This window comes from Streptomyces sp. NPDC050287 (assembly GCF_044459385.1).
Classification (GTDB): domain Bacteria; phylum Actinomycetota; class Actinomycetes; order Streptomycetales; family Streptomycetaceae; genus Streptomyces.
Window position 1 is genome coordinate 51,657 of the sequence record NZ_JBITIY010000020.1, and the last position, 25,177, is coordinate 76,833.

Here is a 25,177-nt window from a genome sequence, read left to right on the forward strand (position 1 = left end):
TCACCGTGGACCGGGGCAGGGTCTTCATCTCGGACACGTTCGTCGCGGCCTGCCGTTCGTTGGGGATCTCCGTCCAGCCCGCACGGCCGGCCACGCCGACGGACAAGGGCTCGGTCAAAAGTGCTGAGGAACTTGTCCGTCGCCCCCGGTGTCGAGGCGGGTTCGAGGCCCCGCAGCGCCTGGCTGTACGCATCAGGTCGCTCGGTACGACCGCGTGCCGGCCGATGTGCCCGTTCGCATTGCTCAGTCGTCTCCGCCCGTATCCGGCTGACGGCTTTTCGGCTTGTGCTCATGGCTGTCCAACCAGGCGAGGCCGCGCTCAGCCCAGGCGATCTCCAGGTCTGCGCGTTCTATGTCGCCGACGTAGGCCATCTCGCGCAGTTGGAGGGTCAGTGCTGCTTCTTCGGGGCCCCGACGTGCCAGGCGTGAGTTGATGCGTTCGTGCTCGCCGGCTCGGATCGTGTCGATGGTTGCCTGCAACTTTTCCCGTCGGCGTCGGAAGTGGTCCCGATGGGTTTCGAGATGCTCCCGAAGCGATTCCGGCGAGTCATCGGAGAAGATCAGCTGAAGGCGCTCGGTGTCGCGATTGGGTGCGTAGGTGGGAGGCTTCGATGCCCAGTCGCGCAGCACCGCCAGGCCCTCAGGGGCGATCGAGTAGATGTACTTGTCCATGTTCTCCGACACCATCGTGGTGTCACGCGTGATGAGGCCGTCCTCGGTCAGGCGCTTCAGCTCCGGATAGATCTGGCTGTGCCGGGCGCTCCAGAACCATCCCAGGCCGGTGTCGAACTGCCGGGCCAGGTCGTACCCCGTCCCCGGGCCCGTCGAAAGGTACCCGAGGATCGCGTAGCGGAGCGACAAGTCCATCTCCCAAGGTCAGCGCTGTTCCATGGTCCATGCCGGGGAACACGCCGACGGGTGCGCTCTCATGTGCGGAGGAAGGCGGCAGGCCGCAACGCGGTGTATCCATCCGGACATGTCAAAAGTATCATGTATCGATAGATGCGAGTGGCCGCACCGTGCGGGCGCGGCCCGCTCGTTGCGGCGTGGGCCCGGCTGTGCGTGCTAGGAGCTGGTGAGGGCCTCATCGAGCTGCTGGTCGAGCTCGGCCGCCCAGTCCTCGATCGGACGGAACTCGCCGTTGTCCTTGACACTCTGGTACGTCTCGTCCAGGAGTTGCTGGGTGGGCCAGTGCAGATCGACAGGCTTCCGGAACGGCTGCGGGACGTACCAGGGAGAGCCCGCGTACACCTCGACGTTATTGCCCTCCGGATCGAGAAAGTAGATGCTCCATGCGTTGCCGTGACTCACGGTCGCGGATGGTGTGATTCCGCACTGCTCCAACCAGGAGTTGAACTCCTGCAGGGCGGCCAGCGTGTCGACGCGGAAGGACACCTGGTTGAGCCAGGTGCGGCTCGCTTCCGGCGGAAGGCCGGCCGTCAGGACGAGTTGGTGGTGCTCCGAACTGTCGCCGGTCATGAAGACGATGGGGTCGCCTGCGCCGGAGACCCCGCGGTCGGTCTCGACCAGGCTGAACACCTTCTTGTAGAACTCGGCTTGGGCGTCGAGGTCGCGGACGTAGAAGCCCAGGTGGGTCAGTCGTGCGCGACTCGTTGACTGCGTCATGCGCATCTCCTGTTCGGTTTGGTGAGTCACTTGCTGCCGGCGCTGCCGATTGCCTCGCGCAGTGAGCGCAGAAGCCGCTCGGCACCGTCTTCGCCCTCGGCGACGCCGAAGATGTAGTGGTCGGGACGGACCAGGACCGCGGTCGCCTCGTGCTTGTCGAACCACTTCAGGATCTCGCCGCTGTGGTCGACGAACAGGGAGTGGCCCATCGGCTCGGTCTCGTCAGGACCGGGGCCACCATGGGCCGCCGCCTCGGCCGTGCGGGCGATGCCACTGTCGTCCAGCGAGACGATCACTCCGGAGAGCGCGGTATCGAACCACGAGGCCGAGGCCGGATCCGTCACCTGGCTGCGGGTGATCAACCGGAACCCCGAACCCAGCACCTCGTCCATGAGCTGCACCCGACCGTCGACGGTCTCGACCTCGGGCTGGATCATCAGCTGTCCGTTCTCGTTGGTGTCGTCCGCAGGCAGTGCGATGCCGGCGACGATGCCGGGAATGACGGAGCGGAACGAGCGAACGTCCTGGCCCGCGGCCATGCGCGCCCGCAGACGTGTGTCGCGCTCGTGGGCTTCGACAGGGTCCAGGATGCAGATGTAGCGCCCGTTCTCCACCGAAGCGTCGATGACGGTTTTGACGTGCGGGTGGCGTTCCTGCGCGTAGCTGTCGAGCAATGGGTCCATGTCGGGGTCGTCCAGCGCCAGGCGCAGCTTCCAGACCAGATTGCTCACGTCGCGGATGCCGTGGCACATGCCCTGTCCGTAGAACGGTGGTGTCTGGTGTGCCGCGTCGCCGGCCAGGAAGATCCGGCCGTTTCGCCACTGTGAGGCGATCAGGCCATGGAACCGGTACACCGCGCTGCGCACGATCTCCACACCGTCCGGATCCACCGACGAGCGAAGCAGCTGTTCGATGACGGCCCGCGAGGCCATCGTCTCGGGTGACTCGTCGGCCAGAAGCATGAACTCCCAACGACGGTGCCGACCCGGCTGCGGGATGTAGGTTCCCGGCCGCTTCGGGTCGCACCACATGATCGAGTGGTTGGGAAGCTGGGCCGACTCGGGCACGATCGCGTCGACGATGATCCAGGGCTCCTCGAAGCCGTAGTCGATCAAATCGATCCCGAGGCTCTTGCGGATCGGACTGCTGGCCCCGTCGCAAGCGATCACGAACTTCGCTGTCACCACCTCGGTCGCTCCCGAGGGGACGCTGATCGTGACCGCCACATGATCGGCGTTCTGCTCGGTGGCGACCACCTCCCAACCAAGTCGACCGTCCACGTTCGGGTCGCCGAGCGCGGCATCGCGCAGGATCTGGTCCACCTGCGGTTGGATGAACGTGTAGTGGGGGAACCAGCCGGACGGTCCCGGGACGGCCGGCACTCGGAAGTCGCGGATGGGCTCGCCGTCGGCCCCCAGATGCACACCGCCGTCATAGGTGGCGACGACCTTGTTGAGTGTGTCGGCCAGCCCGACGCTCTGGAACAGCCGCATGACCTCGGCATCGAAGTGGGTGGCCCGCGGCAGCGGGAAGACTGCCTCGGACGGATCAACCGCCATCGTGCGCAGACCGGCACGTCCGGCGAACGCGGCGGCAGTGGCCCCGACCGGCCCCATGCCGGCCACGAGAACGTCGTACATCACCTCGGACAAACCACTCTCCTTGCCCTCGTCGGAACGGCGCCAGCATGCGACGCATACCGCCCCATGTCAATATTGACATGTTGAACTGGACATCCTAAGTTCCGGAAGCATCGACCTGCGGCTCATCGCACACGTATCGCGCGGTTGGACGAGAGACGGAGCACGGATGAAGCTGGCCAGTTATGCACGTCACGGACACAAGGGCGTGGCGCTCGTCGAAGAGGGCCGCCTGATCGACGTCACAGCTCTGGTGCCTGACGCACCGCGCACGATGCGCGAGCTTCTCGCATGGCTCCCCGGGCATGGAGACCGGCTGAGCGCCGCACGCGATGAAACGGTGCCCACCATCGGGTTCGGCGAGGTCGAGTTCCTCCCGGTCGTCGACGACCCTCACGCGATCTGGTGCGCGGCACTGACCTATATGAGTCACGTACGCGAAGGCGGGGATCGCCCCGTCCCCGCCCACCCCCTGTTCTTCCTGCGCGTCGCGGGCAGCCAGGTGGGACATCGAGGCCCCTTGGTGATTCCACGCGTCTCCGACGAACTCGACTACGAAGGAGAGCTCGCGGTCGTGATCGGTACCGCAGGCCGGCACATCCCGCAGAGCCGGGCACTCGACCACGTCGCAGGCTTCACCTGCTACAACGACGGTTCGGTCCGGGACTGGCAGCGGCACACGCCGCAGATCACGCCCGGCAAGAACTTCGCAAGCACCGGGGCGTGCGGACCGTGGCTCGTCACTCGCGACGAGTTCGGCGACCCGTATCGGCACCGAATGCAGACCCGGGTCAACGGCGAGGTCGTGCAGTCAGCCGCGATCTCCGAACTGCTGTTCTCCATCGAATACATGGTGGAGTACCTGTCCACGATCTGCACGCTTCAGGTGGGCGACGTCATCGTGACGGGCACCAGCGGGGGCGTGGGGCTGCGTCGCACGCCGCCGTACTTCCTCAAGCCCGGGGACCAGGTCGAAGTCGAGATCGACGGCATCGGCACCCTCGTCAACCCCGTTCGGAAAGAGGAGGCGGACCGATGACCGCCATCATCACGGTCGCCTCGACCGGCCCTGTCGCCACCAAGGCCGACAACCCCCGTCTCCCGACAAGCCCGGAAGAGATCGCCACCGCCGTCGAACAGGCGTACAACGCCGGAGCGGCGGTGGCCCACCTCCATCTGCGCGACGAGCGGCAGCGCCCCACCGCTGATCTGAAGATCGCGCGCACCGTCATGGAGATGATCGCCGACCGGTGTCCCATCCTGATCCAGATGTCCACCGGCGTCGGCCTGGACGTCGCCTTCGAGGACCGCGAGAAGCTCGTCGACCTTCGACCTCGGATGGCCACGCTGAATCCCTGCTCGATGTCCTTCGGCGCCGGCGAGTTCCGCAACCCTCCCGCAGGCGTGCGCCGGCTCGCCGCCAAGATGCGCGACCTGGGTGTCAAAGCCGAGCTGGAGATCTACGACAGCGGCCATCTCGACGAGTGTCTGCGGCTGCGGGACGAGGGACTGCTGCCGGAACCACTGCAGTTCAGCATCGTGCTCGGCGTCCGGGGCGGCATGGCTGCAACGGCGGACAACCTCGTCTCCACCGTGAGGCGGCTTCCCGAGGGTTCAGTGTGGCAGGTGATCGCGATCGGACGGTCCAACCTCGAACTCACCGCGATCGGACTGGCCATGGGCGGGAACGCCCGCGCGGGCCTGGAAGACACCCTCTACCTGCGCAAGGGGCAGCTGGCCGACAACCTGCAACTCGTCGAGCGCACGGTGACCCTGGCTCGCGACATCGACCGGGAGCCGGTCGGCGTCGACGGCGCCACCCGCCTGCTCGGCCTGTGAGCGAGCATCCGAAGCCAACCTGGGAGACAGAACATGCGCACGTTCCGACGCCTGGTCACCGGCCACGACGACCAGGGCCGCGCGGTCTTCGTCGAAGACGCGCCGTGCCCCCATGCCCTGCCCACCAAGGGCGATGTCATCACCCTCGAACTCTGGCAGCACAGCGGACCTCCGGACAACGCGCAGGCGTACGAGGACCCCATCGGCCCGGTGGTCTCCATCCCGCCGCCCGCGGGCGGGTCGGTGTTCCGGATCGTCGAGTTCCCCGCCGACCCGTCCGTTGTCCCCTACCTGCACCGGACGGCGTCGTTGGACTACTGCGTCGTGCTCGAGGGTGAAATCCATGCCGTCCTCGACGACGAGGAGCGCCTTCTGCGTACGGGCGACATCGTCATCCAGCGCGGGACCAACCACAGCTGGGCCAACCGGTCCGGACGCCCCTGCCTGGTGCTGTTCGTCCTGATCGATGCCCCACCCATCAATATGTAAGAACTGACACGTAAGTCTTGTCATAGTCTTCTGAATCCTCTTACCGTGACAATCGCGTGTGGCCCGTGTCACGGCCCCCGAAATAAGGAGCGCGGAAGTTGACCGGAAGAGTGCTGGTACAGAACGGGTGGATCGTGACGATGGATCCCGGGCTCGGTGACCTCCGCCGCGGCTCCGTCCTGATCGAGGACGAGCGCATCGTCAGCGTGGCCGAACACATCGACGTACCGGACGACTGCGACGTCATCGACGCCGACGGAATGATCGTCCACCCCGGTTTCGTCGACACCCACAAGCACCTGTGGCAGACAGCCCTGCGAGGCGTCGTCGGCGACCGGACGCTCGTCGGGTACTTCAGCGACGTCCGGCGGGACTACCTCAGCCGCTTCCGCCCCGAAGACGCCCACCTGGGCACCCTGGTCGGAGCGCTGGAGCTCCTCGACGGCGGCACCACCAGCGTGCTGGACCACAGCCACGGCGTGGTCAGCCCGGAGCACGCCGACGCGCTGGCGCAGGCCGGGCTCGCGTCCGGCATTCGCGGAGTGTGGGCGTATGGATACTGCCCGGTCGAAGTGGAGGGCCTGCAGGCCTTCCCGTCCCACGCGTACCGGGTCAAGGACGCCTACCGTGTGAAGGAGGCCTACTTCGGCTCCGACGACGACAGCCTGCTGCGCATGGGGATCGCCGCCACCGAACAGAACCTCCTGCCCCTGGAGCTCACGGAGAACGAGATCCGCTCCGCGCTCGACATGGACACGGTCTGGACGTCGCACACCCATTGCGGACCGGGCAACGCACCCATCACCCGGGGCTTCCACACGCTGGTGGCGAAGGGGCTGATCGACCACCGGGCCGTGCTGTCGCACTGCAACGAGTTCCGGGTCGACGACTTCGACGTGGTGCGTGACCTCGGAGCCCACTTCGCCAGCTCGCCCGACTCCGAGATCGCGCTGGGGATCGCCCACCCCACCCCCTACCGCGACGCACTCCTCGCCGGCGTCCAGCCGTCGCTGGGTACCGACTGTGTGACGTGCATGTCGGCCGACATGTACGCGAACATGCGCGTGGCGCTCATGTTCGCCCGCCACCAGATCAACAACGGACCGGGCAGCAACTACGAGACGATCGTCGAGCAGCCCGTGTCGACCCGGGACGTGTTCCGGTGGGCCACGACCGAAGGGGCCGACGCGCTCGGCCTCGCCGACCGGATCGGGTCGCTCGCCCCCGGCAAGTACGCGGACCTCGTGCTGGTGGACACCCGTGCCCTCAACCTCGCGCCGGTCCTGGACCCGGTCGCAGACCTCGTTCTGCACGGACACGCCGGCAACGTCGACACCGTCATCGTGGGCGGCCAGGTCCGAAAGCGCGGGGGCAAGCTCGTCGACATCGACGTGCGCGGGCTGCTGTCGCAACTCGACGACTCACGCGACTACCTGCTCGCCAGCACGGGGCCGCTCGAGGAGTCCGCGGCGCTCGCCGACGAAGCTCAGGACTGGTCGGAGCGCCTCACGAGTCTGTCGTGATCACCGGGCCGTGCCAGGCCGACCCGCACCAGTGGGTCCGGTCCGGCACGGGACCGTCGCAACCCGGCAGGCGTAATTCCGCACCCACGGATTTCGGCTCGACGGTTCCCGCGTGCTCCGGCACCCCGTGTCACCCTCGCCGGCCCAAGCCGCACAGCAACGCCCATCAACCCTTCGGGAGGACGCCATGAAGATTCACCTCAACCAGGCCCGCTGCGAGGGGTACGGGTTCTGCGAGCAGAAGGCTCCCCAGCTTGTCGCCCTGGACGACGACGGTGAGCTGAGCGTGCTGGTCGACGAGGTCCACGACTCCCAGCTCGAGCCCGCTCAGCAGGCGGTGCGCAGCTGCCCGGTCGCCGCGTTGAGCCTGGTGGAGTCGGCGTGATCGACCCGCACGGCCGTGTCGTCATCGTCGGCGGATCCATCGCGGGACTCACCGCCGCCGAGGAACTGCGCTCCCGGGGATTCGAAGGGGAACTCGTCCTGGTGGAGGCCGAGACCGAAACTCCCTACGCTCGGCCGCCACTGTCCAAGGCCGTGCTTTCGGGCAAGGAGGAGCCGGACGACGCCAGGCTGCCCTCTTTCGATCACCTCGAACTGGAGTTCTGGTCCGGGGTGGAGGTGACCGGCCTCGACACAGAGCGAAAGCGCCTCCGCGTGCAGGGTGACGACATCCGCTTCGACGGGTTGGTGATCGCGACGGGCGCGCGCGCCGCCACGCTGCGCGACCACGGCGCCAACGAGGGCGACGCGCCCGAGGTGGTCCTGCGCACGATGAACGACGCGATCGCCCTGCGGAACAGGCTTCGCGAAAGCGACGACATCGTCATCGTGGGCGGCGGGATCCTGGGCATGGAGATCGCCTCGACCGCGTCCGCCCTGGGGCTGGCCGTCACGGTCGTGGACCGAATCCCGGCCATGCTGGGCGCTGTCGGTTCCCACCTGTCGGACCTCGTCATGAGATGCGCCGCCCAGGCGGGGGTCACCTACACGATCGCGCCCGACGGAGCCCGGCTGCAGAACGCAGGTGACCGGGTCCTCGTACACACCGCCACCGGGACCCTCGAAGCAGGGATCGTCGTGTCATCGGTGGGATGCCGTCCCAACGTCGAGTGGCTCATGTCCTCGGGACTGGCCGTGATACCCGGACTGGTCGTCGACGAACGCTGCCGGGTCACACCCGACATCGTCGCCGCCGGCGACGTCGTCTCGGTCACGGGCGGACGCCGCCAACCGCACTGGTCCAACGCCCTCGACCAGGCACGGACCGCCGCGTCGGCGCTGTTGCAGGGCGAAGGCGCGACACCGTACGACCACCGGCCCTACTTCTGGACGGAGCAGTTCGGCCTCAGCCTCAAGATCGCGGGCAATGGGCCGCCCACCGGCGAGCCGACCATGCTCGACGGCTCCGCCGACGATCTCGCGGCGATCCTGCAATGGGTCGAAGACGGACGTCCCGTCGCCGCTGCCGCCCTCAACCGCCGTATCCCCATCTCACGGCTGCACAACCTCGCAGGTCACCATTGAGCAGCAAGGAGCATCCGATGACCACCACCGACGGGCCTGTGTCGATCGACCTGTTCACCGACGAGAGCCTCGCCGATCCCTTCCCGGTGTACGCGCGGCTGCGGGCCACGGGTCCGGTTGTCTGGCTGGACACGGCCCAGTGCTGGGCAGTGTCCCGCTACGACGACGTCCGCTCCGTCCTCGCCGACTGGGAGAACTTCACCTCCGACCAGGGCGTCGGACTCAACGACGACGTCAACGCCGCCCTCCAGGGAACGCTGCTCGCCTCAAGTCCGCCCCTGCACGGAACCCTGCGCGGTGTCCTGGCCGAGCAACTGTCCCCGCGAGGGCTTCGCAACCTGGGCATGGACCTCAAGCAGCGCGCCCGCGAGATCGTCGAACCACTGGTGGCCCGCGGGCAGTTCGACGCGGTCCAGGACCTCGCGCGCGTGTTCCCTCCCACCGTCGTCGCCGACCTGGTGGGGATCCCCGACGAAGTCCGGCCGCGCCTGATCCCCTGGGCCGACGCGATCTTCAACATGATGGGACCCGGTGACAAGCCTCGTACATTCTCGGGCGCCGAACTCGTGCGCGAGCAGTACGCGTGGCTCGCGACCGTCGACGGGTCCGTCCTGAATGACGGCAGTTGGGGCCGTGCCATTTACGATGCCGCCGACCAGGGGAAAATCGCCCCCGAGCAGGCACCACGCCTGTTGTCGGCATACACCAGCGCCGCGATGGACACCACGATCAACGCACTCGGGTCGGCCGTGTGGCTGTTCGCGGAGAACCCCGGACAATGGACTCGACTCAGGGAAGACCGGTCGCTGATCCCCAGCGCCTTCAACGAGGTGCTCCGCCTCGAGACGCCGCTGCAGTTCTTCACGCGCGCCGCGGTCCGGGACGTCGAACTCGCCGGCATGCCCATCGCGGCCGGTGACCGCGTCATGGTGATGTACGGCTCCGGCAACCGTGACGACCGGCACTTCGGTCCCGACGCCGACGCGTTCCGTATCGACCGCGACGCCGCTGACCATCTCGCGTTCGGCTACGGCATGCACGGGTGCATCGGTCAAGGGCTGGCTCGTCTCGAAGCACACGCCGTCTTCGAGGTGCTCGCCGAGAACGTGGAGAGCTTCCATCTGCTCGAGCCACCTGTGCGCCACATGAACAACGCGATCCGCGGCCTCGAAAGCGTTCGGGTGTCCGTGAAGTAGCGGCTGTCGCGGTACGACCTTGTCGTCGTAGGTGTGCCGTTGACTGCCGATCACCTCGGCGAGCTGGAATCGCTGTGCGTTGGTGAAGTGGCCGTTGGTCACCCCGGCGGTGAAGATCGCGGCCTCTCGCGAGAGCATCTTCAGGCCCCACTGCGCGTCGATCGCCGGCTTGGCACGGAGCCTTTTCCAACCTGCCGGTGCGGTCCGGTAGTTGGCGTGACAGACGAGTGAAGCCCCTGATAGACGGGTTCACGACCAAGATCACCCGTTCCGCCAGAGGCTTCACGTGCTTGTCTGCCCTTCCGGACTGGACCTGTCCAGCTCGCACCTTCGTTTCCTCACCGCCCGCCTCCGTGAACGGCGCCGTGCGATCGGCAGCCAGTGGCGCCGCCTGAGCGCCGGCCGACTGGCCCTGCTCGCCCTCGCTCACCTGCGCAACGGGCACCCCTACGCCCAGCTCGCAGTAGGGTTCGGCATCGGCACGACCACGGCCTACCGCTACATCGCCGAAGCCGTTGATCTCCTGGCAGCCCTCGCGCCCACGCTCGAAATGGCCCTCCGTGAAGCGTCGAGGAAGGCGTTCATCCTGCTCGACGGCACGTTGCTGCCCATCGACCGGATCGCCGCCGACCAGCCGTTCTACTCCGGCAAGCACAAGAAGCACGGCATGAACGTCCAGGTCTTCGCCGACCCGGCCGGACGTCTCCTGTGGGCCTCACCAGCGCGTGCCCAGTCCTGCTCGACGGCCGGCACCCAGGTGTCGGCGCGGCGGTCGGCCCCGAGTTGGGCAAGCAACTGCTGGTTCGGGCCCTCATGGTCGGCCTTCTGGTCGGGGCCGCAAGATCCTCGGCATCTTCGCCGGCACCTACCTGGCCGTCCGCTTCACCCGCGCCCAGCTCAACCGAGGGCGGATTTGGCTGCCCTGTGGTGATGTCTGGCTATCCACGGCGCTCACCCCTGGGCTGATACACGACTGAGCGGTTGCCGTGGTGCGTCTGATACGCGGGCGAGACCAGCCGGAAGACCTCTGAGCCCAGGATCGAGGACGGGACGGCCCGGTGCTGTTCCTCCGTACAAGCCCGCCGGAGTTAATGCCCGGCGGCGGACGAAACGGGAGTCACTCATGCTTAAGTGGATGAGCCGCAGGACAGCCGCCGTCCTGACGACGGGGGTCGCGGCGATCGCGACCCTGGTGGCCGTCTTACCGGCGCAGGCCATCGTCGGTGGCACCGAGTCCACCCAGCCGTATTCGTTCATGGTCTCGCTTCAGTACGACGCTCCCCGCCCGGACGGGCACCGGTGCGGGGCGGTGCTCATCGCGCCGCAGTGGGCGGTGACCGCGGGCCACTGCGCCAACACCCCGACCGGCGCGACGGCGGGCGTTCCCCGCGGCTGGAAGGTCCGCGTCGGATCGCTGGACACCACCAGCGGTGGCGAAGTCGCCGAGATCGACAAGTTCTACCGGCGCCACAACACGTACGATCCCCCCGGCGAGGACATCGCGGTGCTGCACCTGCGCAACCCGGTGCGAGCCCAGCCCGTGCAGCTCGCCGAGACCACGCCCGCCGATGGCACGCCCGTCCGCATCCTCGGCTGGGGCGCGGCTTCGGATTCCTGCGGCGACTTCAACGACCCCAATTGCTTTCCCAGCAAACTGCGCGAAGCGGACACCGAGGTCGTGCCGCTCAAGCAGTGCTGGGACGACGACGGCCACACCTTGCCCTTGTGCGTCGGTCGCGCCAATCCTCCCGTCGGGCCGGGAACGACGGACTCCGGAGGACCTGCCCTGGTCCGTGTGGGCGACGAGTGGGTACTGGCCGGAACGGTCATCGGTCCCGGCGACAGGGGCGCCGACTTTCCCGACATGTACACCGATGTCGCGGAGAACGCCGGCTGGATCAACGGCATCGTGACCGGAACCGACGTGCCCCCATTCGACCCGATCCCGAACGTGGAAGGCGCGGCCCAGGTGGGCGACTGCCAAGGGTCGGTGGTGCGCGCCGCCACTGCGCGCCCCGAAGACCCGGCGTTGGCGCTGACCAACGGCCACTGCGTGCCGAGCGGGCGGCCCGCGCCAGGGACAGCGGTGGTGGACCAGCCCGCCGACCTGGAGGGCCCGGTCACCATCAACGACCCCGCCGGCTACACCCAGACCACCGCCCGCGCGACCCGGCTGGTGTACGCGACGATGACAGGCACCGACACCGCGCTGTACCGGCTGGACAAGACCTACGCTCAACTGGCAGCGGAGGGCGCGAAAGTCTTCCAGTTGTCCACCACCCCGATGCGCATGGGTGGTGACCAGCTCCTCATGGCCCACCAGAGCAGCCGTCCGCTGTGCACAGTGGAGGCCGTGGTGACGCACCTGCGGGAGGACGGCTACCAGCAAGACGACGCGGTGCGCTACGCCCCCAGCGACACCTGCACCAGCAAGCCCGGTTACTCCGGCACGGCGCTGCTGGCGTCCGACGGGAACACGGTCATGGGCATCAACAACACCCACAACCGCGACGGCGAACAGTGCACCAACAACAACCCGTGCGAGGTCGGCCAGGACGGAGCCGTAACCGCAGTGAAGGGTCGCAGCTATGGCCAGCAGGTCTATCAGATTGCCGCCTGCCTGGCCGCGGGCTCACAGTTGGACCTGTCCCGCCCTGGCTGCGCGTTGACCGGTGCCACACCCCCACCGTCCACCACCACAACCGGCACGAGGCAGCCGTGACCACGACCGGCGACCCGATCACCAGCGACCTAGCCTAGTAGGACTCCGTTGGGTCTGTCTTGATCTTGGTGTCCGGGGAGCCTGGCTGGGCAAGGGCTGGTGGCAGGTGGTGCGGATGCCGGTCCAGCACCTCAGGGTGTTCTGGAGGGCATCGAGGACCTGGTAGAGCGTGAGACCGGCTCGAGGGCTTTTGGGGCGAGACGCTGTTCGGTGAGGAAGGCATGGGCGGCGGTCACGAGGGTGACGTGGTGGTGCCAGCCCGGCCAGGAACGGCCCTCGAAGTGGTCCAGGCCCAGGCCGTGCTTGAGTTCGCGGTAGTCGTGCTCAATGCGCCAGCGGACCTTGGCCAGACGAAAGCGTCCTTGGCGTCCGTCTTGCCCTGGCCGCGGTAGGCCGCCGATGCCCTGTGTACGGCCAGGCCGGTGAGGTAGGCCATCGGCTGATCGTGGTTGATCAGCAGACCGATCAGCAGGTATGCCCCGCCGTGGTTGATGTCCACCGCCCACTGCACGTCCTGGGACAGTGCCAGCACGTCCCTGATCAGTTCGAGCAGTGCTGGCTCGTCGTTCAGCACCCGGCGTGACAGCAGCCGCTCGCCCTCCGGCCCGATGACCACGCAGTGGTGGTGTTCCTTGCCGATGTCCACCCCGGCCCAGATTTCGGGCACGTCCCCTCCGCCAGTTCGTCGTCACCTTGAACCCACAGACGACCTCGCCGGCGCTGTCCTACAGAGCGATCGCGTCGCGTTTCCCAATCAGCGGTCGAGTCGTCGTGGGGCTCCGGGCGGCCAAGTTTCTGAAGCCATCAGACGGCTGGGCACTCAGAGCCATACCCGGAAGCCCTGGGCCCGACGATCTTACGAATGACCGTCAGCGACCCGCGCTTGAAAGGTGGGACAGGCACTTTAACCGCCGAACCTGAGCCGACCACGGGCAGGGGTGAGAGATCACCCGCCTTGAACCCGGTGGCAGGACGGTGACAATCGGGACGGATCCGTAGCGGACGTACAGGGCAACGGTCACGGGCGGTGGTGGGTCGTACAGGGGGCAAGGGCACAAGCCCGCGCATTCGACCGGGGAACCAATGGGGGAGACCATGCAGATCCGTACTCGAGGCATCCGTACCACCGTGGCCGCGCTGGCGGCCGTGGCCGGTGTCGCCGCAGCCGCTGTCCCGGCCGCCGCCGCCACGCCAGCCTCCGACACACCCCGGGTCCTGGAGCCGGCCGAGCTGCCGCCCCACCCGTCCTCGCCGTGGTACGCCGGAGCGGTCACGGCCGGCCAGCCCGACCCGCTGCCGATGTGCGTGGGCGACGCGCTGCCGTCCACCACCTGGCACCGCGAGTACTGGACGGAGTACGACACGAACGCCCAGCAGCTCACGGTCGAAGGGCGCGCCGAACAGTGGGCGAAGGACTTCGCGGCGCTGCTGCGCAAGGACCTGGCCGGCTGCGCGAAGAAGCTCATGCAGCAGGACCCGGACATCACGGCGACGCAGAAGTACTACGGCCGGCTGAACGTCGAGGAGGGCGCCGACGTCTACGGCATCCACACAGCCTCCGCCTGGGGCTCCTCCGACATCGGCCTCTTCTCGGTCGGCCGCGACGGCGCCACCGTGACGGTCGTCCGGTGGGGCCAGATGGGCACCTTCCAACACGCCCAGGTGGCCGACTTCAAGGCCACGACCGTCACGGCGGTGAACAAGCTGTACTGAGCTTGTCGCGCACCACCACGGCGCCCCCCGTTCCCCGGGAGGGCGCCGTCGTCGTTCCCGGCCGGGGCCCATGCAAGTACTGCGCTGCAATCACGAGACCACCCCAGCACTGCCACCACGATGACAACCACCCACCGAGCAACAGGACCAGGAGCAGCGCAACCGCCAGCCGAAGACCCGGGGAACGACACTGCTCCTCATACCTGACAGCCTCAAAGGGCGACGCGTCTACCTGGGAAGACGGGATGTGCGGCTCACAATTTCCGCGTCGTCGGGGAGGTCCTGGCACTGCTTGCGTGGTGCGGGGAACAGCGGGCGCGGCCCGCCGGGCATCAGTCCGCGACGCCGGAGGACCTTGTCCCGGTCGCGGCACCAGGTGGTGCAGAACTTCCGGGGCCGGCGGGTGGCTTCGGGCAGCGGCTGGGTGCACACCGGACAGCAGCCGAGCCCGGCGACCGGCGCCAGGCGCTCCAGCAGCTGCCGGACGCGCTCCGTCTCCTCTCCCGTTCCGAAGTACCGGGCGTCGGCCTGGCCCTCGCATCCGGCGAGCAGTTCGCCGAACACGCCGCGCAGCTCGGTGAGGTCGCGGCGGCAGGCACCCAGCAGGGCGAGGTAGTCGTCGACGGGCCAGGAGGCGAGGACCCCGGAGCGGGACAGTTAGAGGCCGACCGTGTCGATCCGGTACCGGTCGGCGGCATCGAGAAGCAGGTAGCCGGTCAGCTGCCACGCCGTGCGCTGGGACATCTCCGGTACTCGCCGCGCAATGCCGGGAACGCGCTCGCGTCCGCAGCGAGAAGGGCATTCGCTGGGGCGGACGCCCCTTCGCCGCCGCAGCCTGAGCACGTGGGGGATACCGCCGTGCCCGGATGTGGAGATCAGACAGCGACCAGGCTCTTCGCCATGACCCGCTCCCTGCCCACGCCATCGGGCAGAAGATCGCCGGGCTCACCCGTGTCCGTGAAACCGTGCCGCTCATAGAGCGCGGTCGCCTTGCGGTTGTCCGGCATGACGGACAACCGCAGCGTCGCGGCACCGCGCTCCGCCGCCCACCGCTCGACCGCCTGGATCAGGTAGTCACCCACGCCCTTGCCTCGAGCCGTGGGATTGACCCACATCGAGATCAACTCCACGTTCTGTGCTCCCTCGCCCGGCACTCCGCTGGCCATGCCCACTGGGAGGCCGTCGAGGAGCGCGATGAGATCGTGCGCGCCAGGAATCGACAGACGGGCACGCCAGCGTTCCTCTCGGTCGCCGGAGCCCTGCCACTGGGCCAGCGTCGATCCGAACGCGTAGGGCGCCTCAGCAAGCGCGGCCAGTCGCAACTCCCGCCAAAGGGACCAGTCGTCTGCTTCCAAGGTGCGTAGTTCAAGCATGATTCAGACCCTGCCCGCCCGACGGGGCGGGCAGCAAGTTGATTACAACCACGCAAACGAGGTCGTTCAGCCCTGCGACCAGTCGGAACCGGGGAACGGTGGTGCCTCACGCACCCGCAGACCACGAGACCTCGGTGAACCTATCCGGTCACGGCACTAGCGGGCCCGTTGTACGACCAGCACTCGCATACGGGGCACCGAGGGACGCTATGGATCGGAGCAGGTCCTCGGCTACGGCGGCCACGCGGGGCCGTTCCAGGTCAACCCGTACTTCCAGTTCGAGGCAGTGCAGCTTGGCCGACTGGCGCAGGTCGCCAATGACGTTTTGGTCAAGGTGTTGAGTGAGCCGGCGGTTGACCCGAGCCATAACTGACCGTTTGCAACGATCACCCCGATCCGAAACGATCACTACATTCACAGGCCAGAACACTGTCAAGTCAGTGATCAACAGCGTATTTGTCAGAGTTCCTCGCCGATCGCCTCGTACAGCGGCGCCAGGACGTCGGCGGCGTCGGTGTCGGACAGATAGGCCGGGGCGACTTCGAACATCAGCTCCCCGATCGCGTGCTGACGGGCGAGGTCGTCGACCACGGCACGCAGTGCGGCGAACGAGGGATCGGCCGGCGGATCGGTGCGCGGTGGGACGTCGCGGATGGCCTGACGGACCCACCGCGCGCACCGTCGGCTCATCCAGGGCTTGGAGGCCGCTGTGGGCGAGTGTGGCGAGTCGGCAGGTGAATCATCTCCGCGACGTCGCCCGTACGGCCGGAGAATGCAATCAAGGCCCGTCGGGGCAGGCCGTAGTCGGGCGCGGCCGCAGTGGCCGGGTCGGTGTTTTACCCGCGCGGTGCGGTAGGTTCGCCGCCTTCCTCCAGCAGTGCGGCAGGCTCCAGGAACTCGCAGGCGGTGTCACGGAGTCTGAGCCATCGGTGCGCCGAACGCGGAGTCAGGCCAGTGGACAGCAACCGCAGTTGGTCGATCCGCACCTTCGCCGGATCAGGCAGAGAAGTCGGCAGGGCCGCAAACATCTGCACATCCTGCTGCCGCCGAAGGACGGCTGCTGCAGCCTGGCACCAGGTTTCGGGCAGGGTGCCGGCCGGCTCACCGGCTGTGGCGAGCAGCGCTGCGAGGACGACCCCCTCGACCTGGGCGAGGAACGAGTCCCGATCGACGTCCCAGGTACGCAGGCGCTGACCGAGCCGACCGGCGAAGATGGGGTCGGCCTGGCGGATGTCCATTACCTCGCCGGCAAGTCGCTCCGCTGCAGTAACCGAATCAGCCGTCATCGGTAGTCCTTTCCCCGAGGCTGGTGCGGGCAGAGAATCCGGCATTCTGCCCGCACCAACGTTGATCCCGTCAGAAGCACCTGACATGGAGTGTCGAGCTCGTCGAGGTGTTGCTGTCGGTGCCTTCGTGCACGATCGTCGCGAGCGTTTTCGCGCGATATATGTACTCGGTCGAAGACGGGTCGCAGCTCATCGTTGCCGCGGTCGACCGCGCTGGGGGCGGGCACCTGAGCTGCCGGCGGCTCGCCGCCACGGTCGATCACCGGCCCGCCCCCGAGATGTAGACCTCAAGGTCAACTTCGCTGGCGCAGGCGTCAGGGGCATTGGGAACGCAGCCGCTGATGCCGCCTGTGGCGGTGATCTTGCCGCCGCCGTAGTTGGGCTTGTTCGCGAACAAGGCGCAGGTGATGACGTGTTCGGGCGAGGTCGACCGTCAGGGTCGCTCGGGGGTTTGCCTTTGCTCCCGGCGGATCCGGCTCCGCCGAGGCGGTCGGCCCCACGGCAGCGGTGGTGGCGGCGAGCGCGGCAACGAGCAGGTATCGCGTGGCGACTCTTTGCCCGGACAGGGGTCTCCGGGCGCGGCGTAACGGCACAGTGCCTCCCTTGGCACACCAGTTGACGTCGCCGTCTGGTCAGTGACAGCGAAACGGGTCCTGGACTGTACATGCCACATGGGGCGGAAGATACCGTTCAGCTCGTTGTGTCCGGATAGTGCTAAGGGACTGAGAAGTTGTGTCAGAACCGGCGATCTGTGACTCCGGATCAGAGAGCGTCGCCCCAGAACCTCCCATCGCTCCGGGATTTCCAATTCTGCCTGCGCGCCCATCTACGCACCCCCATAAATTTCTCGGGATGCCAGAAGGTCCGAGATGCGGCGGCAGGAGCAAGAGACCTAGACTGGGTATACGCCCACTCAACATGAGGTGCGTGGTCATGAAACCGAAAGATCTGAGATTAAGCAATTCTCTAGAACCGTACAGAACGTGCGATTCAAGGATCTAGAGAAGGCCGCGGGCCGCTATAAAGGAACCCCTGTCCGACTGCCCCTTGCTTATATTGAAAACGCCCGAGAGTACGAGCATGAAACGCGTTTCGTAGTCCGCGCCACGGATACCCACATGTTCGGTAAAGGCGCGGGAAATGACTTTGATTTCCTGGTCACGTATCCAGGGCGGACCGATGTTACTAGTGGCGATCACGGCGACATCTACGGCTGGGTTACCGGCTGGGGAGAGTTGATTAATCGCTACGGTCAGACGCAGAGCGTGCCAGCGATCGAAGCCAAGTACCTCGTTATGCACTAAGGCATCGCATTCGAGGTTTAATACGGTGCCCGTCCGGAGGGACGCCTGATGTGCCGGACGACCTGACCGTCAGTGACGGTGCAGATGCCGGCCGGGGCCCGGCGGATGTAGGCGGTTGGCGATCGGTGAGGGCCGCGAGCAGAACGGGCAGGCCGTGGGGCAGCGCCATCAGCACGTCCAGGCCGCCGAAGGGCAACCGGTGGCGACGCCCAAACCGGCGGCGTGACGTCGTGCGTGTTCCGCGTCGTCGATGTCGAGCTGGAGGTCCGCGACGCCGAAACCGGCAGACGCGGGAACCGCTGCGAGCATCTAGTCTCTCCTACCGGTTTAGGCGCGGGCGCCGGGTGAAGTCAGCGGTCATTCTGTGCTCCTATTCAGTAGTCCAGGTCCAAATAGTCGATGTCGTTGATTGCCACGTCCGAAAGTCCCGTAGCGCGGACACCACCGTCCTGGAAATAGATGTCCTTGAAGCCTTCGGCGATGATCCCACGCATCTCCCGGTCGCTGGCCCCCGCGTCACGGGCGTCGAACAGTCGGCGGGCGTACTCCGGGGGGAGGTGCACGGTCAGTCGCCGGAACCGTCCGTCGTCGGTCGTGCCGATCGGCGCGGTGTACCCGAACCGGGCCCTCGTCTCCACGGTGATGCCGCCGGTGGTGGCGGCCTGTTGCTGCCGGCGCTTGCGGACCTGCGGCTGCCACCGCTGCCGTACAGCGTCCTCGATCTTCGCGGCGACGTCGGCGCGGGCGTGTTTACGGGCGCCGCGCCGGTAGCGGTTGACGGAGTCGGCGGTGACACCGATCTCGCGTGCGACGGCCTTCGCGCTGCCCAACTGCCGGATCAGATAGCCGATCTGACCTTTGAGGGTCTTCGGCGGCTGGCGGGTGAAGGCTTCCCGGTCGGCCCGCTCGATCGCGTCGTCGATCTCCCCCACGGCTCTACTCTCCTTCGTCCAGGACGGCGTCGCCGCCCTTGATGTGGCGGGCTGGGTTGAGGCCCTTCTCCATCAGGTCGACCGCCCACAGCATCGACTGGACGCCCTCCAGCTTCGCCAGGCCCGGCGTCGGTCCGAGGCGGAACCCGCCGGGCTGCGGCTTGCCCGAGGCGGCGTACGGCAGGAAGTCCAGCGGGCTGTCGCCGGGGCTGGGGTAGACGACGCAGTCGGAGAGCACGGCGAGCGGGTACAGGCCCGTCATCTTCGCCATGTTGTTCAGCTTGCGGTGCATGTTCACCCGCGCCTTGGAGATGACGACGGCCCGGATGTCGGGGCGCCAGGTCGGCCGCTCCAAGGCCGGCCACCGCTCGCCCTCCTTGTACTTCCTGCCCTGCGGGCGCTCGCGCAGCTTGCCGATACCGCCCTTGACCATGGCCTTGATGGCGGCGAGGACAGCGGCCATCGCCGGGTCGACGTCCTTGTGCCGCTCCATCCCCGCGAGGAACGCTCGGTCGTCCAGGTCGCGGGTGACGCCGAGGTCGGCGAGGGTGTCGATGTACGCCGTCCGAAGCCGGTCGTGCCACGGATCCAGGTACGCGCCGGTCTCGCTGCGCACATACGCCTCGATCGGGTGCACGTCGTAACCGAGCTCCTGGGCGTAGGCGACGGTGCGCGTCTGGTACCAGGCCGGCCCCGTCGGCCGCTCCCAGGTCGGTGTGAACAGCGACGGCAGACGCGGGTCCAGCTCCACATGGGAGAGGTCGACCAGCCAAGAGCCGGGGACCTTCGGGTTGAACGCCGGGGCAGGGTAGTGGGCCGGGGCCGGGGCCGACAGACCGACGACCAGACGGGCCGCGGCCGCCAGGAACGCCGTGTTCAGATCCAGGCCCACCGCGTACGGCAGCGTGCACTCCTCATCGGTGAGCAGATCCACCGGCCGCACCCACTGGTACGCCTCCTCATTGAGGAACCCACCCGTCCAACCTGAGTCCACGACCACAGGGTGCTCGGGGGTCGCCTCCGGCGGCGCCGAGTCCATCGGCTCGGTGCCCAGGCTGCCGGGGTTGTGGCCGGAGACCCAGTTGCCGGTCGCTTCGTCCCGTACAGCACGCGTGGGCGGGCGCAAAACTGTCATCAGCTCCAGGCCCGACACGGCCGTCGACCCTCGCGGGGTGATGACCCACTGGACGTACACACCGAGAATGCGAGCACTGTCGGACGAGCCAACTACCGGGCCGGCGTTTACCGGGACGTGCTTCTGCGCCGGCCGTCGTGCAGGTGGCGGCCTTCCGATCCACCAGGGTCCCCAGATGAGGGCGGCGGTGAAGAGCGCTGCGCCGACTGCTGCTGTGGCTCAGATCGACCAGGGGCGCCATCCGGTGGTGGGTGACGGGATGATGTCCGTCGACGGTCGCCGGAATGCCGTGAAGCTAGGACGCAGAGGAAGAGTTGAGGTTTTCAAGTGGGTTCGACTCCCCCAATCGTTGGCGCGGTGATCGCTTACGCCGGCCGTGTCCTCCTGATCCGCCGCTCTTCTGCTGCTGCGCTGCTGTGGTCGTTTCCGTCGGGGAAGGTCGAGCCGGGCGAGGCACCCGGCGAGGCTGCGGCGCGGGAGGCATGGGAGGAGGTGGGTGTCACGGTCGAGCCGCTGGTGGTGTTGGGCTCCCGGGTGCATCCGGTGACGGGCTGGCGGGTCGTGTACGTGGCGTGCCAGCTGCTCGGCGGCAACGCCCATGCGGCCAGCCCGCGGGAGGTGGCGGAGGTGGCGTGGGTGCCGCCAGCGAGGCTACGGGAGTACGTGCCGGGCGGCGTTTATCCGCCGGTACAGGCGTGGCTCCGCTCAATCGCGGGCTGACAGCACCGCGCCCCGTTCCGGGGGTCCGGGAGGGGGTTTCAGCGCCGATATTCGATGCTGTAGATCCGTACGGTCTGGGCTTGTTCGTTGACGGCGAGCCTGGCTGTGACGAGGGGGCGAACGAGGATGCGATTGATGCCGTCGTCGATACCCCAGGGCTCGGTCTCGATGAACGGCTCATGGCAGACGTCGGAGAGCGCTGCGGTCAGCTGTCTGCTGGCATCGTCTGGAAGGCCATCCCAGATGGCCGTGAGGGGTTTATCGCAGAGGAGCCGGTACACGGCTCCTACCCTGCCAGGTCAGGCAGCGCCTTGGGATCGGATTCGGGCAGCGTCCCTCAGGACCCGCTCGGTGACGTCGATCCACTCGCCGGGGGGCTCTTCGCCGCGGACCTCGGCTGCGGCGATCTCCCGCCCGCGCTCGACCGAGGCGAGCGTGTCCTTTGCAATGTGTTCCCAGCGCGCAAAGACGGCGAGCAGCTGGTGTGCCGGCGCCCGGTTGATCTCCGACAGGAAGCGTTGAGCCAGGGCGGGATTACCGAGCGCGTCGCGGATTCGCTCGATGGTCCAGGGCTCGCTGCTCATCGCTGTCTCCCTGCTAGGCGGTGCCGAGGTTGCGGACCTGCAACCTCACCAGGGTATAGCCGGGAGCGTGCAACGTTGCACATTCTGGTGTTCCGCGTGCAGGTCTGCATATCGCCAGCCACTCCACTACGCGGCCCGCCGTCCGGAGAGTGGCAGCCGTGGCGCTTCGGCATGCCAGTAGTGGCTGGGCAGGGCCGGGGGGCTCTTCGCCACGCTTCTCCGGTGGCCACCGCCGGTCGGCGGCTGCGGCTTGGCGGACGGTCGGGCTGGCGTCGTGGGCGCGTTCCTTGCCAGGCGCCGGCGAACGTGCTCCAGACCTTCTGCGTACGCCTGCACCTCCATAGTCCGGTGGTGGAAGGTGATGCAGGAAGACCGCCGCCCGAACGGAGATCCCTGTGCTCAGAGGCATAACCATCGGCGCAACCCGCTACCCCACGAAGGAAGCCGTCCGGGACGTCCGCCGGAGCATCGTCCAGCGATACGGCATCGGCGGTGACGTCACCGACCCCGACGACGACGCGTTCCTCCGTGGCCTTCTCGAATGCCACCCCGAATACGACCTCAAGCTGGGCGACGGCATCGCCCACTTCCGCGTCATTGCTCATACCGATCACGGACGCAGAAGCGTCGGACTCGCCCTGGTGCGGTTCGACGGCGAGGTGGCCGATTTCTCGTGGAACGCCTGCCTGACTCCCCTCAACCACCGCACCCAGGTGCTTGCCGCGCTGCGGCACGCGATAGCCGATCAGGTGGCGGACTCACGGAACGCGGCGCTCAACTCTGGGCAGCCGCTCGTCTGTTCCGTCACGGGCGCACCGATCCCATCCGCTACCGAACTGCATATCGACCATGCCGCCCCGACGTTCCTCGACCTGGCCGAGGAGTTCATCGCTGCCAACGGTGGGGTGGACGTTTTCCGGATTCTGCCCGACTCGGGTGCCGGGATCAGCTACATCGAGCTGGAGGACAAGGCGTTTGAGAGGCGCTGGCAGGACCACCATCAGAAGCGTGCCGTGCTGCGCCCGGTGAGGAATGCCTGGGCGGCGGTGACGAGGGTGACGTGGTGGTGCCAGCCGCGCCAGGTGCGGCCCTCGAAGTGGTCCAGTCCCAGGCCGTGCTTGAGTTCGCGGTAATCGTGCTCGATCCGCCAGCGCATCTTCGCCCACCGCACCAGGTCAGCGGCCGGTGTGGTGGCGGGCAGGTTCGATATCCAGTAGTCCGTGGGAGTGTCCTGGCCGTCCGGCCATTCGACCAGGAGGGTCCGGGCGGGCAGGACGCCGTCCCACTGGTTGCGGCCGCCGCCCGCCTCCTGTGCTGCGGCCAGGGACTGCTTGCCCGCGGGCCGCACCCTCAGCACCGCGAACCGTGAGGTCATCGCGCCTTTGCTGCCCTGCCTCCAGGTCACCTCGGTGAACCGCTCCGCGTCCGCCTCCGCTGCGAGGACGCAGACGGCTCGCGGTGGGGTGCGGTAGCGGGGAAGGGCGGGCGGCCCGAGTCCGCCGTAAGCAGGCTGGTGCGGCTCGGCATCCTCCGGGTGGGCGACTTCCTTCCCGGCCAGGGCCAGGACATAGGACAGCCCTCGCTCCTGGAGACCGAGCCGGAACGGGGTGCTGACGCCGTAGCCGGCATCGGCGACCACGACCGGGGCCCTCAACTGCCATTCGGCGAGCGTGTCCAGGAGGCCGAGCGCGAGACGCCACTTCTCCCGGTGCACCACGTCGTCGGGGACGCCTGCCCTGCGGCATCGGTCCGGCTCGGCCGTCCACTCAGGCGGCAGATACAACTGCCACTCCGACGGGCACGAGGCGGTGTCGGTGGCGGCATGGACACTGACGGCGACCTGGCAGTTCGCCCGTTTGCCGACCGCTCCGCAGTACTGGCGGGCCACCCCCCACGGACGCTTGCCGCACTTGGGGAACGACACGTCGTCGATCACCCACACCTCGGGCCTGACAACTCCGGACAGCCGCTGGGCGATCCGCTGCCTGACCGGCAGCGGATCCCACGGCGACTGGTTCACGAACTGCTGCAGGGCCTGCATGTTCCCGTCCGGCAGCCGCTCGGCCATCGGCTGGATCGACTTGCGCCGGCCGTCGAGCATCAGGCCTCGCAGATAACACTCGCCCCACCGCCGCTGATCCCGCCGCGGAAACGACCCGAACACATCGGCAACGAACTCCGCTAATTCACCCCGGAGTCGTTCCACCTCCCCCAACCTCATACTTCGAAGATGCCCACCCCCAGGCGAGATCACCCAACGTAACGAAGCACTACTAGCCCGAACCGAGCGGTTACTCAGGTGCGAATGCCGCAGTTCTCACTCGTCAGCCGTTAGTTCAGAGAAGGTTCGAGAAGTGCCCATTCGGCGACGGAGGTGTCGGACGGATAGCGGCGGCGACGGGCTCCCGGCAGTACCGCCGAACCGGCTTATCAGCCCCCACCACCCAGATGATCCAGCCGTGGCGGCTCCGGTCCGCGACCCACTGGAGCTGACCGCGCCGGGCTTGCACCGTGAGGTGACCGGCCGGCGCAGCAGGCGCCAGGCCCGCAGTGAGGAAGCGTCACGGAGACGTCGTCGAAGCCGCCCGAGCTCGCCCCTGGGGGAGGTCCAGCGGGCCGCCGACTATGTGGAGCTGGTCTGGTGGTCCCAGGGCAGCGAGCAGGACCGGGTCGCGCTGGCGCAGGTCCACGCCACGGCGTGGAGTTGGCGGTGCTGATGGGTGAGTTCGGCGCCCCTGCGGTCCCAGGCAACATCAGTGATCACCTATCACCTAGTAGACCCACCAGCGCTCTCTGCGCGCGGTCCGTCATTTGAGGGCGTCCTCGAACACTGTGCGGTACTCGGCAGTGTGGTCGTGCTCGCGCCGGGACCAGGCGATGCGATCCGAGATCTGCTGGTCAGTGGCCTCGACGGCCATGAAGCCGGCCTGCACCTCCGCCCAGAAACGGGCATTGCGGGCCTGTCGTTCCAGCATCGCGTCGACGAGCGCAGCCCGCTCGGGACCAGCCAGGCCATAAGCGTCGGCCAACACACGCACCTGAGTGGCCTGAACGTCCACGGGAGGAGCCCCTGCCTTTGAGGACACGCACCACAGCCAGGACATATAGCCGACATCCTCCAGCGGACTCCCCGGCGCAGCCATGTCGAAATCGATGAAGGCGACCGGCACCTCGTCCTGGAAGACGGCGTTGTTCGGCCCCAGATCGTGGTGGCACACGACCTGATGCCGACCAGCAAGATCACTGCCTCGAGTGGCCTCGTGCATGGCGCGGGCCAGGGTGCCGGCCGCAGCAACCTGCGCGTCGGTCCATGACCGGAACTTCGGCGGGACCCAGCCCGGCACAAAGCTGAAGATGTCCCGGCCTGCCTGATCCCGACCGAGATATCGCGGGGCCCCCGTGAATCCTCGGCTCTCCAAAAGATCAAGCAAGGAGGCGACGAACGGCGAGGCAGCCGAGGCCGGCCTCCGGACCGTGTCACCGATGCGGACGACGCCTTCGGTGATGCGGCCACCCCGCAGAGGGACCACTTCGTCAACAATCTCGGACATGCCACTGGTTCCTTTCG

Annotated in this window: 25 protein-coding genes and 5 pseudogenes; 14 read left to right on the forward strand and 16 right to left on the reverse strand. The window is 67.5% G+C overall.

Annotated features, from left to right (window positions below):
• Positions 1-243: 243 nt before the first annotated feature.
• The 3 genes from ACIBK3_RS42240 to ACIBK3_RS42250 all read right to left on the reverse strand — a co-directional run bounded on the left by ACIBK3_RS42240 (position 244) and on the right by ACIBK3_RS42250 (position 3,269).
• The gene (locus ACIBK3_RS42240) at positions 244-867 is read right to left on the reverse strand and encodes a PadR family transcriptional regulator (RefSeq protein ID WP_399373576.1); all 624 of its coding nucleotides are present in this window, start codon (positions 865-867) and stop codon (positions 244-246) included.
• A 198-nt stretch (positions 868-1,065) separates the two neighbouring features.
• On the reverse strand, positions 1,066-1,626 hold the full coding sequence (locus ACIBK3_RS42245) for a VOC family protein (protein ID WP_399373578.1): 561 nt from the start codon (positions 1,624-1,626) through the stop codon (positions 1,066-1,068).
• Positions 1,627-1,652: 26 nt separating this feature from the next.
• Positions 1,653-3,269: a bifunctional 3-(3-hydroxy-phenyl)propionate/3-hydroxycinnamic acid hydroxylase gene (locus ACIBK3_RS42250; protein ID WP_399373664.1), complete on the reverse strand. Its 1,617-nt coding sequence runs from the start codon at positions 3,267-3,269 to the stop codon at positions 1,653-1,655.
• Between the two features lie 166 nt (positions 3,270-3,435).
• On the opposite strand from ACIBK3_RS42250, the gene ACIBK3_RS42255 reads away from it, so the two are divergent.
• The 9 genes and pseudogenes from ACIBK3_RS42255 (at position 3,436) to ACIBK3_RS42295 (ending at position 12,562) form a co-directional block, all read left to right on the forward strand.
• Positions 3,436-4,305, forward strand: a complete 870-nt coding sequence (locus ACIBK3_RS42255; protein WP_399373579.1) for a fumarylacetoacetate hydrolase family protein — start codon at positions 3,436-3,438, stop codon at positions 4,303-4,305.
• Positions 4,302-5,105, forward strand: a complete 804-nt coding sequence (locus ACIBK3_RS42260; protein ID WP_399373580.1) for a 3-keto-5-aminohexanoate cleavage protein — start codon at positions 4,302-4,304, stop codon at positions 5,103-5,105. The genes ACIBK3_RS42255 and ACIBK3_RS42260 overlap by 4 nt, the downstream gene beginning before the upstream one ends.
• A gap of 33 nt (positions 5,106-5,138) precedes the next feature.
• Positions 5,139-5,594 (forward strand): cupin domain-containing protein, encoded by a 456-nt coding sequence (locus ACIBK3_RS42265; RefSeq protein ID WP_399373581.1) that lies wholly within the window; start codon positions 5,139-5,141, stop codon positions 5,592-5,594.
• Between the two features lie 98 nt (positions 5,595-5,692).
• Positions 5,693-7,117, forward strand: a complete 1,425-nt coding sequence (locus tag ACIBK3_RS42270) for an amidohydrolase family protein (protein ID WP_399373582.1) — start codon at positions 5,693-5,695, stop codon at positions 7,115-7,117.
• 187 nt (positions 7,118-7,304) lie between these two features.
• Complete coding sequence (locus ACIBK3_RS42275) at positions 7,305-7,502, forward strand: ferredoxin (RefSeq protein WP_399373584.1); 198 nt, start codon at positions 7,305-7,307, stop codon at positions 7,500-7,502.
• The gene (locus tag ACIBK3_RS42280) at positions 7,499-8,644 is read left to right on the forward strand and encodes an NAD(P)/FAD-dependent oxidoreductase (protein ID WP_399373586.1); all 1,146 of its coding nucleotides are present in this window, start codon (positions 7,499-7,501) and stop codon (positions 8,642-8,644) included. Before ACIBK3_RS42275 ends, ACIBK3_RS42280 begins: the two co-directional genes overlap by 4 nt.
• 17 nt (positions 8,645-8,661) lie before the next feature.
• Positions 8,662-9,840 (forward strand): cytochrome P450, encoded by a 1,179-nt coding sequence (locus ACIBK3_RS42285; protein ID WP_399373587.1) that lies wholly within the window; start codon positions 8,662-8,664, stop codon positions 9,838-9,840.
• Between the two features lie 286 nt (positions 9,841-10,126).
• Positions 10,127-10,564 (forward strand): annotated as a pseudogene (locus ACIBK3_RS42290) (transposase family protein); the annotation flags it as partial.
• A gap of 411 nt (positions 10,565-10,975) precedes the next feature.
• Entirely contained in the window at positions 10,976-12,562 is a 1,587-nt protein-coding gene (locus ACIBK3_RS42295) for a S1 family peptidase (protein WP_399373589.1), read from the forward strand.
• Positions 12,563-12,693: 131 nt separating this feature from the next.
• On the opposite strand, the gene ACIBK3_RS42300 is transcribed toward ACIBK3_RS42295, so the two are convergent.
• A complete protein-coding gene (locus ACIBK3_RS42300) occupies positions 12,694-12,963 on the reverse strand; it encodes a transposase (RefSeq protein ID WP_399373665.1) in 270 nt (89 codons plus the stop codon).
• Positions 12,912-13,229, reverse strand: a pseudogene (locus ACIBK3_RS42305) (IS110 family transposase); the annotation flags it as partial. The pseudogene ACIBK3_RS42305 and the gene ACIBK3_RS42300, both read right to left, overlap by 52 nt.
• 416 nt (positions 13,230-13,645) lie before the next feature.
• On the opposite strand from ACIBK3_RS42305, the gene ACIBK3_RS42310 reads away from it, so the two are divergent.
• A complete protein-coding gene (locus ACIBK3_RS42310; RefSeq protein WP_399373590.1) occupies positions 13,646-14,275 on the forward strand; it encodes a hypothetical protein in 630 nt (209 codons plus the stop codon).
• Positions 14,276-14,503: 228 nt separating this feature from the next.
• Here the strand turns inward: ACIBK3_RS42310 and ACIBK3_RS42315 are convergent, their stop codons facing one another.
• The 5 genes from ACIBK3_RS42315 to ACIBK3_RS42335 all read right to left on the reverse strand — a co-directional run bounded on the left by ACIBK3_RS42315 (position 14,504) and on the right by ACIBK3_RS42335 (position 17,331).
• Positions 14,504-14,839 carry a hypothetical protein gene (locus ACIBK3_RS42315; RefSeq protein WP_399373591.1) on the reverse strand — a complete coding sequence of 112 codons (336 nt, stop codon included), beginning with the start codon at positions 14,837-14,839 and terminating at the stop codon, positions 14,504-14,506.
• 311 nt (positions 14,840-15,150) lie between these two features.
• Entirely contained in the window at positions 15,151-15,648 is a 498-nt protein-coding gene (locus ACIBK3_RS42320; protein ID WP_399373593.1) for a GNAT family N-acetyltransferase, read from the reverse strand.
• A gap of 459 nt (positions 15,649-16,107) precedes the next feature.
• Positions 16,108-16,338 (reverse strand): hypothetical protein, encoded by a 231-nt coding sequence (locus tag ACIBK3_RS42325; RefSeq protein ID WP_399373595.1) that lies wholly within the window; start codon positions 16,336-16,338, stop codon positions 16,108-16,110.
• 146 nt (positions 16,339-16,484) lie between these two features.
• Entirely contained in the window at positions 16,485-16,934 is a 450-nt protein-coding gene (locus tag ACIBK3_RS42330) for a hypothetical protein (RefSeq protein WP_399373596.1), read from the reverse strand.
• Positions 16,935-17,193: 259 nt separating this feature from the next.
• Positions 17,194-17,331, reverse strand: a complete 138-nt coding sequence (locus tag ACIBK3_RS42335; protein ID WP_399373597.1) for a hypothetical protein — start codon at positions 17,329-17,331, stop codon at positions 17,194-17,196.
• 586 nt (positions 17,332-17,917) lie between these two features.
• Between ACIBK3_RS42335 and ACIBK3_RS42340 the strand changes: the two genes are divergently transcribed.
• Complete coding sequence (locus ACIBK3_RS42340; RefSeq protein WP_399373599.1) at positions 17,918-18,238, forward strand: hypothetical protein; 321 nt, start codon at positions 17,918-17,920, stop codon at positions 18,236-18,238.
• A gap of 374 nt (positions 18,239-18,612) precedes the next feature.
• Here the strand turns inward: ACIBK3_RS42340 and tpg are convergent, their stop codons facing one another.
• Together tpg and tap are read right to left on the reverse strand one after the other, a co-directional pair.
• Positions 18,613-19,170, reverse strand: a complete 558-nt coding sequence (gene tpg / locus ACIBK3_RS42345; protein ID WP_399373601.1) for a telomere-protecting terminal protein Tpg — start codon at positions 19,168-19,170, stop codon at positions 18,613-18,615.
• 4 nt (positions 19,171-19,174) lie between these two features.
• Positions 19,175-20,389 (reverse strand): annotated as a pseudogene (gene tap, locus ACIBK3_RS42350) (telomere-associated protein Tap); the annotation flags it as partial.
• Between the two features lie 243 nt (positions 20,390-20,632).
• Between tap and ACIBK3_RS42355 the strand changes: the two are divergent.
• Positions 20,633-21,025 carry an NUDIX hydrolase gene (locus tag ACIBK3_RS42355; protein WP_399373603.1) on the forward strand — a complete coding sequence of 131 codons (393 nt, stop codon included), beginning with the start codon at positions 20,633-20,635 and terminating at the stop codon, positions 21,023-21,025.
• Between the two features lie 38 nt (positions 21,026-21,063).
• On the opposite strand, the gene ACIBK3_RS42360 is transcribed toward ACIBK3_RS42355, so the two are convergent.
• A complete protein-coding gene (locus ACIBK3_RS42360; protein ID WP_399373605.1) occupies positions 21,064-21,306 on the reverse strand; it encodes a hypothetical protein in 243 nt (80 codons plus the stop codon).
• 18 nt (positions 21,307-21,324) lie between these two features.
• Complete coding sequence (locus ACIBK3_RS42365) at positions 21,325-21,609, reverse strand: hypothetical protein (RefSeq protein WP_399373607.1); 285 nt, start codon at positions 21,607-21,609, stop codon at positions 21,325-21,327.
• Between the two features lie 395 nt (positions 21,610-22,004).
• Between ACIBK3_RS42365 and ACIBK3_RS42370 the strand changes: the two are divergent.
• Positions 22,005-22,286 (forward strand): annotated as a pseudogene (locus tag ACIBK3_RS42370) (DCL family protein); the annotation flags it as partial.
• A gap of 268 nt (positions 22,287-22,554) precedes the next feature.
• Here ACIBK3_RS42370 and ACIBK3_RS42375 read toward each other — a convergent pair.
• Positions 22,555-23,830 (reverse strand): annotated as a pseudogene (locus ACIBK3_RS42375) (IS701 family transposase).
• 238 nt (positions 23,831-24,068) lie between these two features.
• On the opposite strand from ACIBK3_RS42375, the gene ACIBK3_RS42380 reads away from it, so the two are divergent.
• A complete protein-coding gene (locus ACIBK3_RS42380; RefSeq protein ID WP_399373608.1) occupies positions 24,069-24,326 on the forward strand; it encodes a hypothetical protein in 258 nt (85 codons plus the stop codon).
• Between the two features lie 90 nt (positions 24,327-24,416).
• Here the strand turns inward: ACIBK3_RS42380 and ACIBK3_RS42385 are convergent, their stop codons facing one another.
• Complete coding sequence (locus ACIBK3_RS42385) at positions 24,417-25,160, reverse strand: phosphotransferase (protein WP_399373610.1); 744 nt, start codon at positions 25,158-25,160, stop codon at positions 24,417-24,419.
• Positions 25,161-25,177: the final 17 nt, after the last annotated feature.

Excerpts from the sequence above, each read along its gene's own strand:
- ACIBK3_RS42240 (WP_399373576.1), bottom strand. The coding sequence starts at position 867 with ATGGACTTGTCGCTCCGCTACGCGATCCTCGGGTACCTTTCGACGGGC.
- ACIBK3_RS42245 (WP_399373578.1), bottom strand. The coding sequence starts at position 1,626 with ATGACGCAGTCAACGAGTCGCGCACGACTGACCCACCTGGGCTTCTAC.
- ACIBK3_RS42255 (WP_399373579.1), top strand. The coding sequence starts at position 3,436 with ATGAAGCTGGCCAGTTATGCACGTCACGGACACAAGGGCGTGGCGCTC.
- ACIBK3_RS42260 (WP_399373580.1), top strand. The coding sequence starts at position 4,302 with ATGACCGCCATCATCACGGTCGCCTCGACCGGCCCTGTCGCCACCAAG.
- ACIBK3_RS42265 (WP_399373581.1), top strand. The coding sequence starts at position 5,139 with ATGCGCACGTTCCGACGCCTGGTCACCGGCCACGACGACCAGGGCCGC.
- ACIBK3_RS42275 (WP_399373584.1), top strand. The coding sequence starts at position 7,305 with ATGAAGATTCACCTCAACCAGGCCCGCTGCGAGGGGTACGGGTTCTGC.
- ACIBK3_RS42285 (WP_399373587.1), top strand. The coding sequence starts at position 8,662 with ATGACCACCACCGACGGGCCTGTGTCGATCGACCTGTTCACCGACGAG.
- ACIBK3_RS42295 (WP_399373589.1), top strand. The coding sequence starts at position 10,976 with ATGAGCCGCAGGACAGCCGCCGTCCTGACGACGGGGGTCGCGGCGATC.
- ACIBK3_RS42310 (WP_399373590.1), top strand. The coding sequence starts at position 13,646 with ATGGGGGAGACCATGCAGATCCGTACTCGAGGCATCCGTACCACCGTG.
- ACIBK3_RS42320 (WP_399373593.1), bottom strand. The coding sequence starts at position 15,648 with ATGCTTGAACTACGCACCTTGGAAGCAGACGACTGGTCCCTTTGGCGG.
- ACIBK3_RS42325 (WP_399373595.1), bottom strand. The coding sequence starts at position 16,338 with ATGAGCCGACGGTGCGCGCGGTGGGTCCGTCAGGCCATCCGCGACGTC.
- ACIBK3_RS42330 (WP_399373596.1), bottom strand. The coding sequence starts at position 16,934 with ATGACGGCTGATTCGGTTACTGCAGCGGAGCGACTTGCCGGCGAGGTA.
- ACIBK3_RS42365 (WP_399373607.1), bottom strand. The coding sequence starts at position 21,609 with ATGAGCAGCGAGCCCTGGACCATCGAGCGAATCCGCGACGCGCTCGGT.
- ACIBK3_RS42385 (WP_399373610.1), bottom strand. The coding sequence starts at position 25,160 with ATGTCCGAGATTGTTGACGAAGTGGTCCCTCTGCGGGGTGGCCGCATC.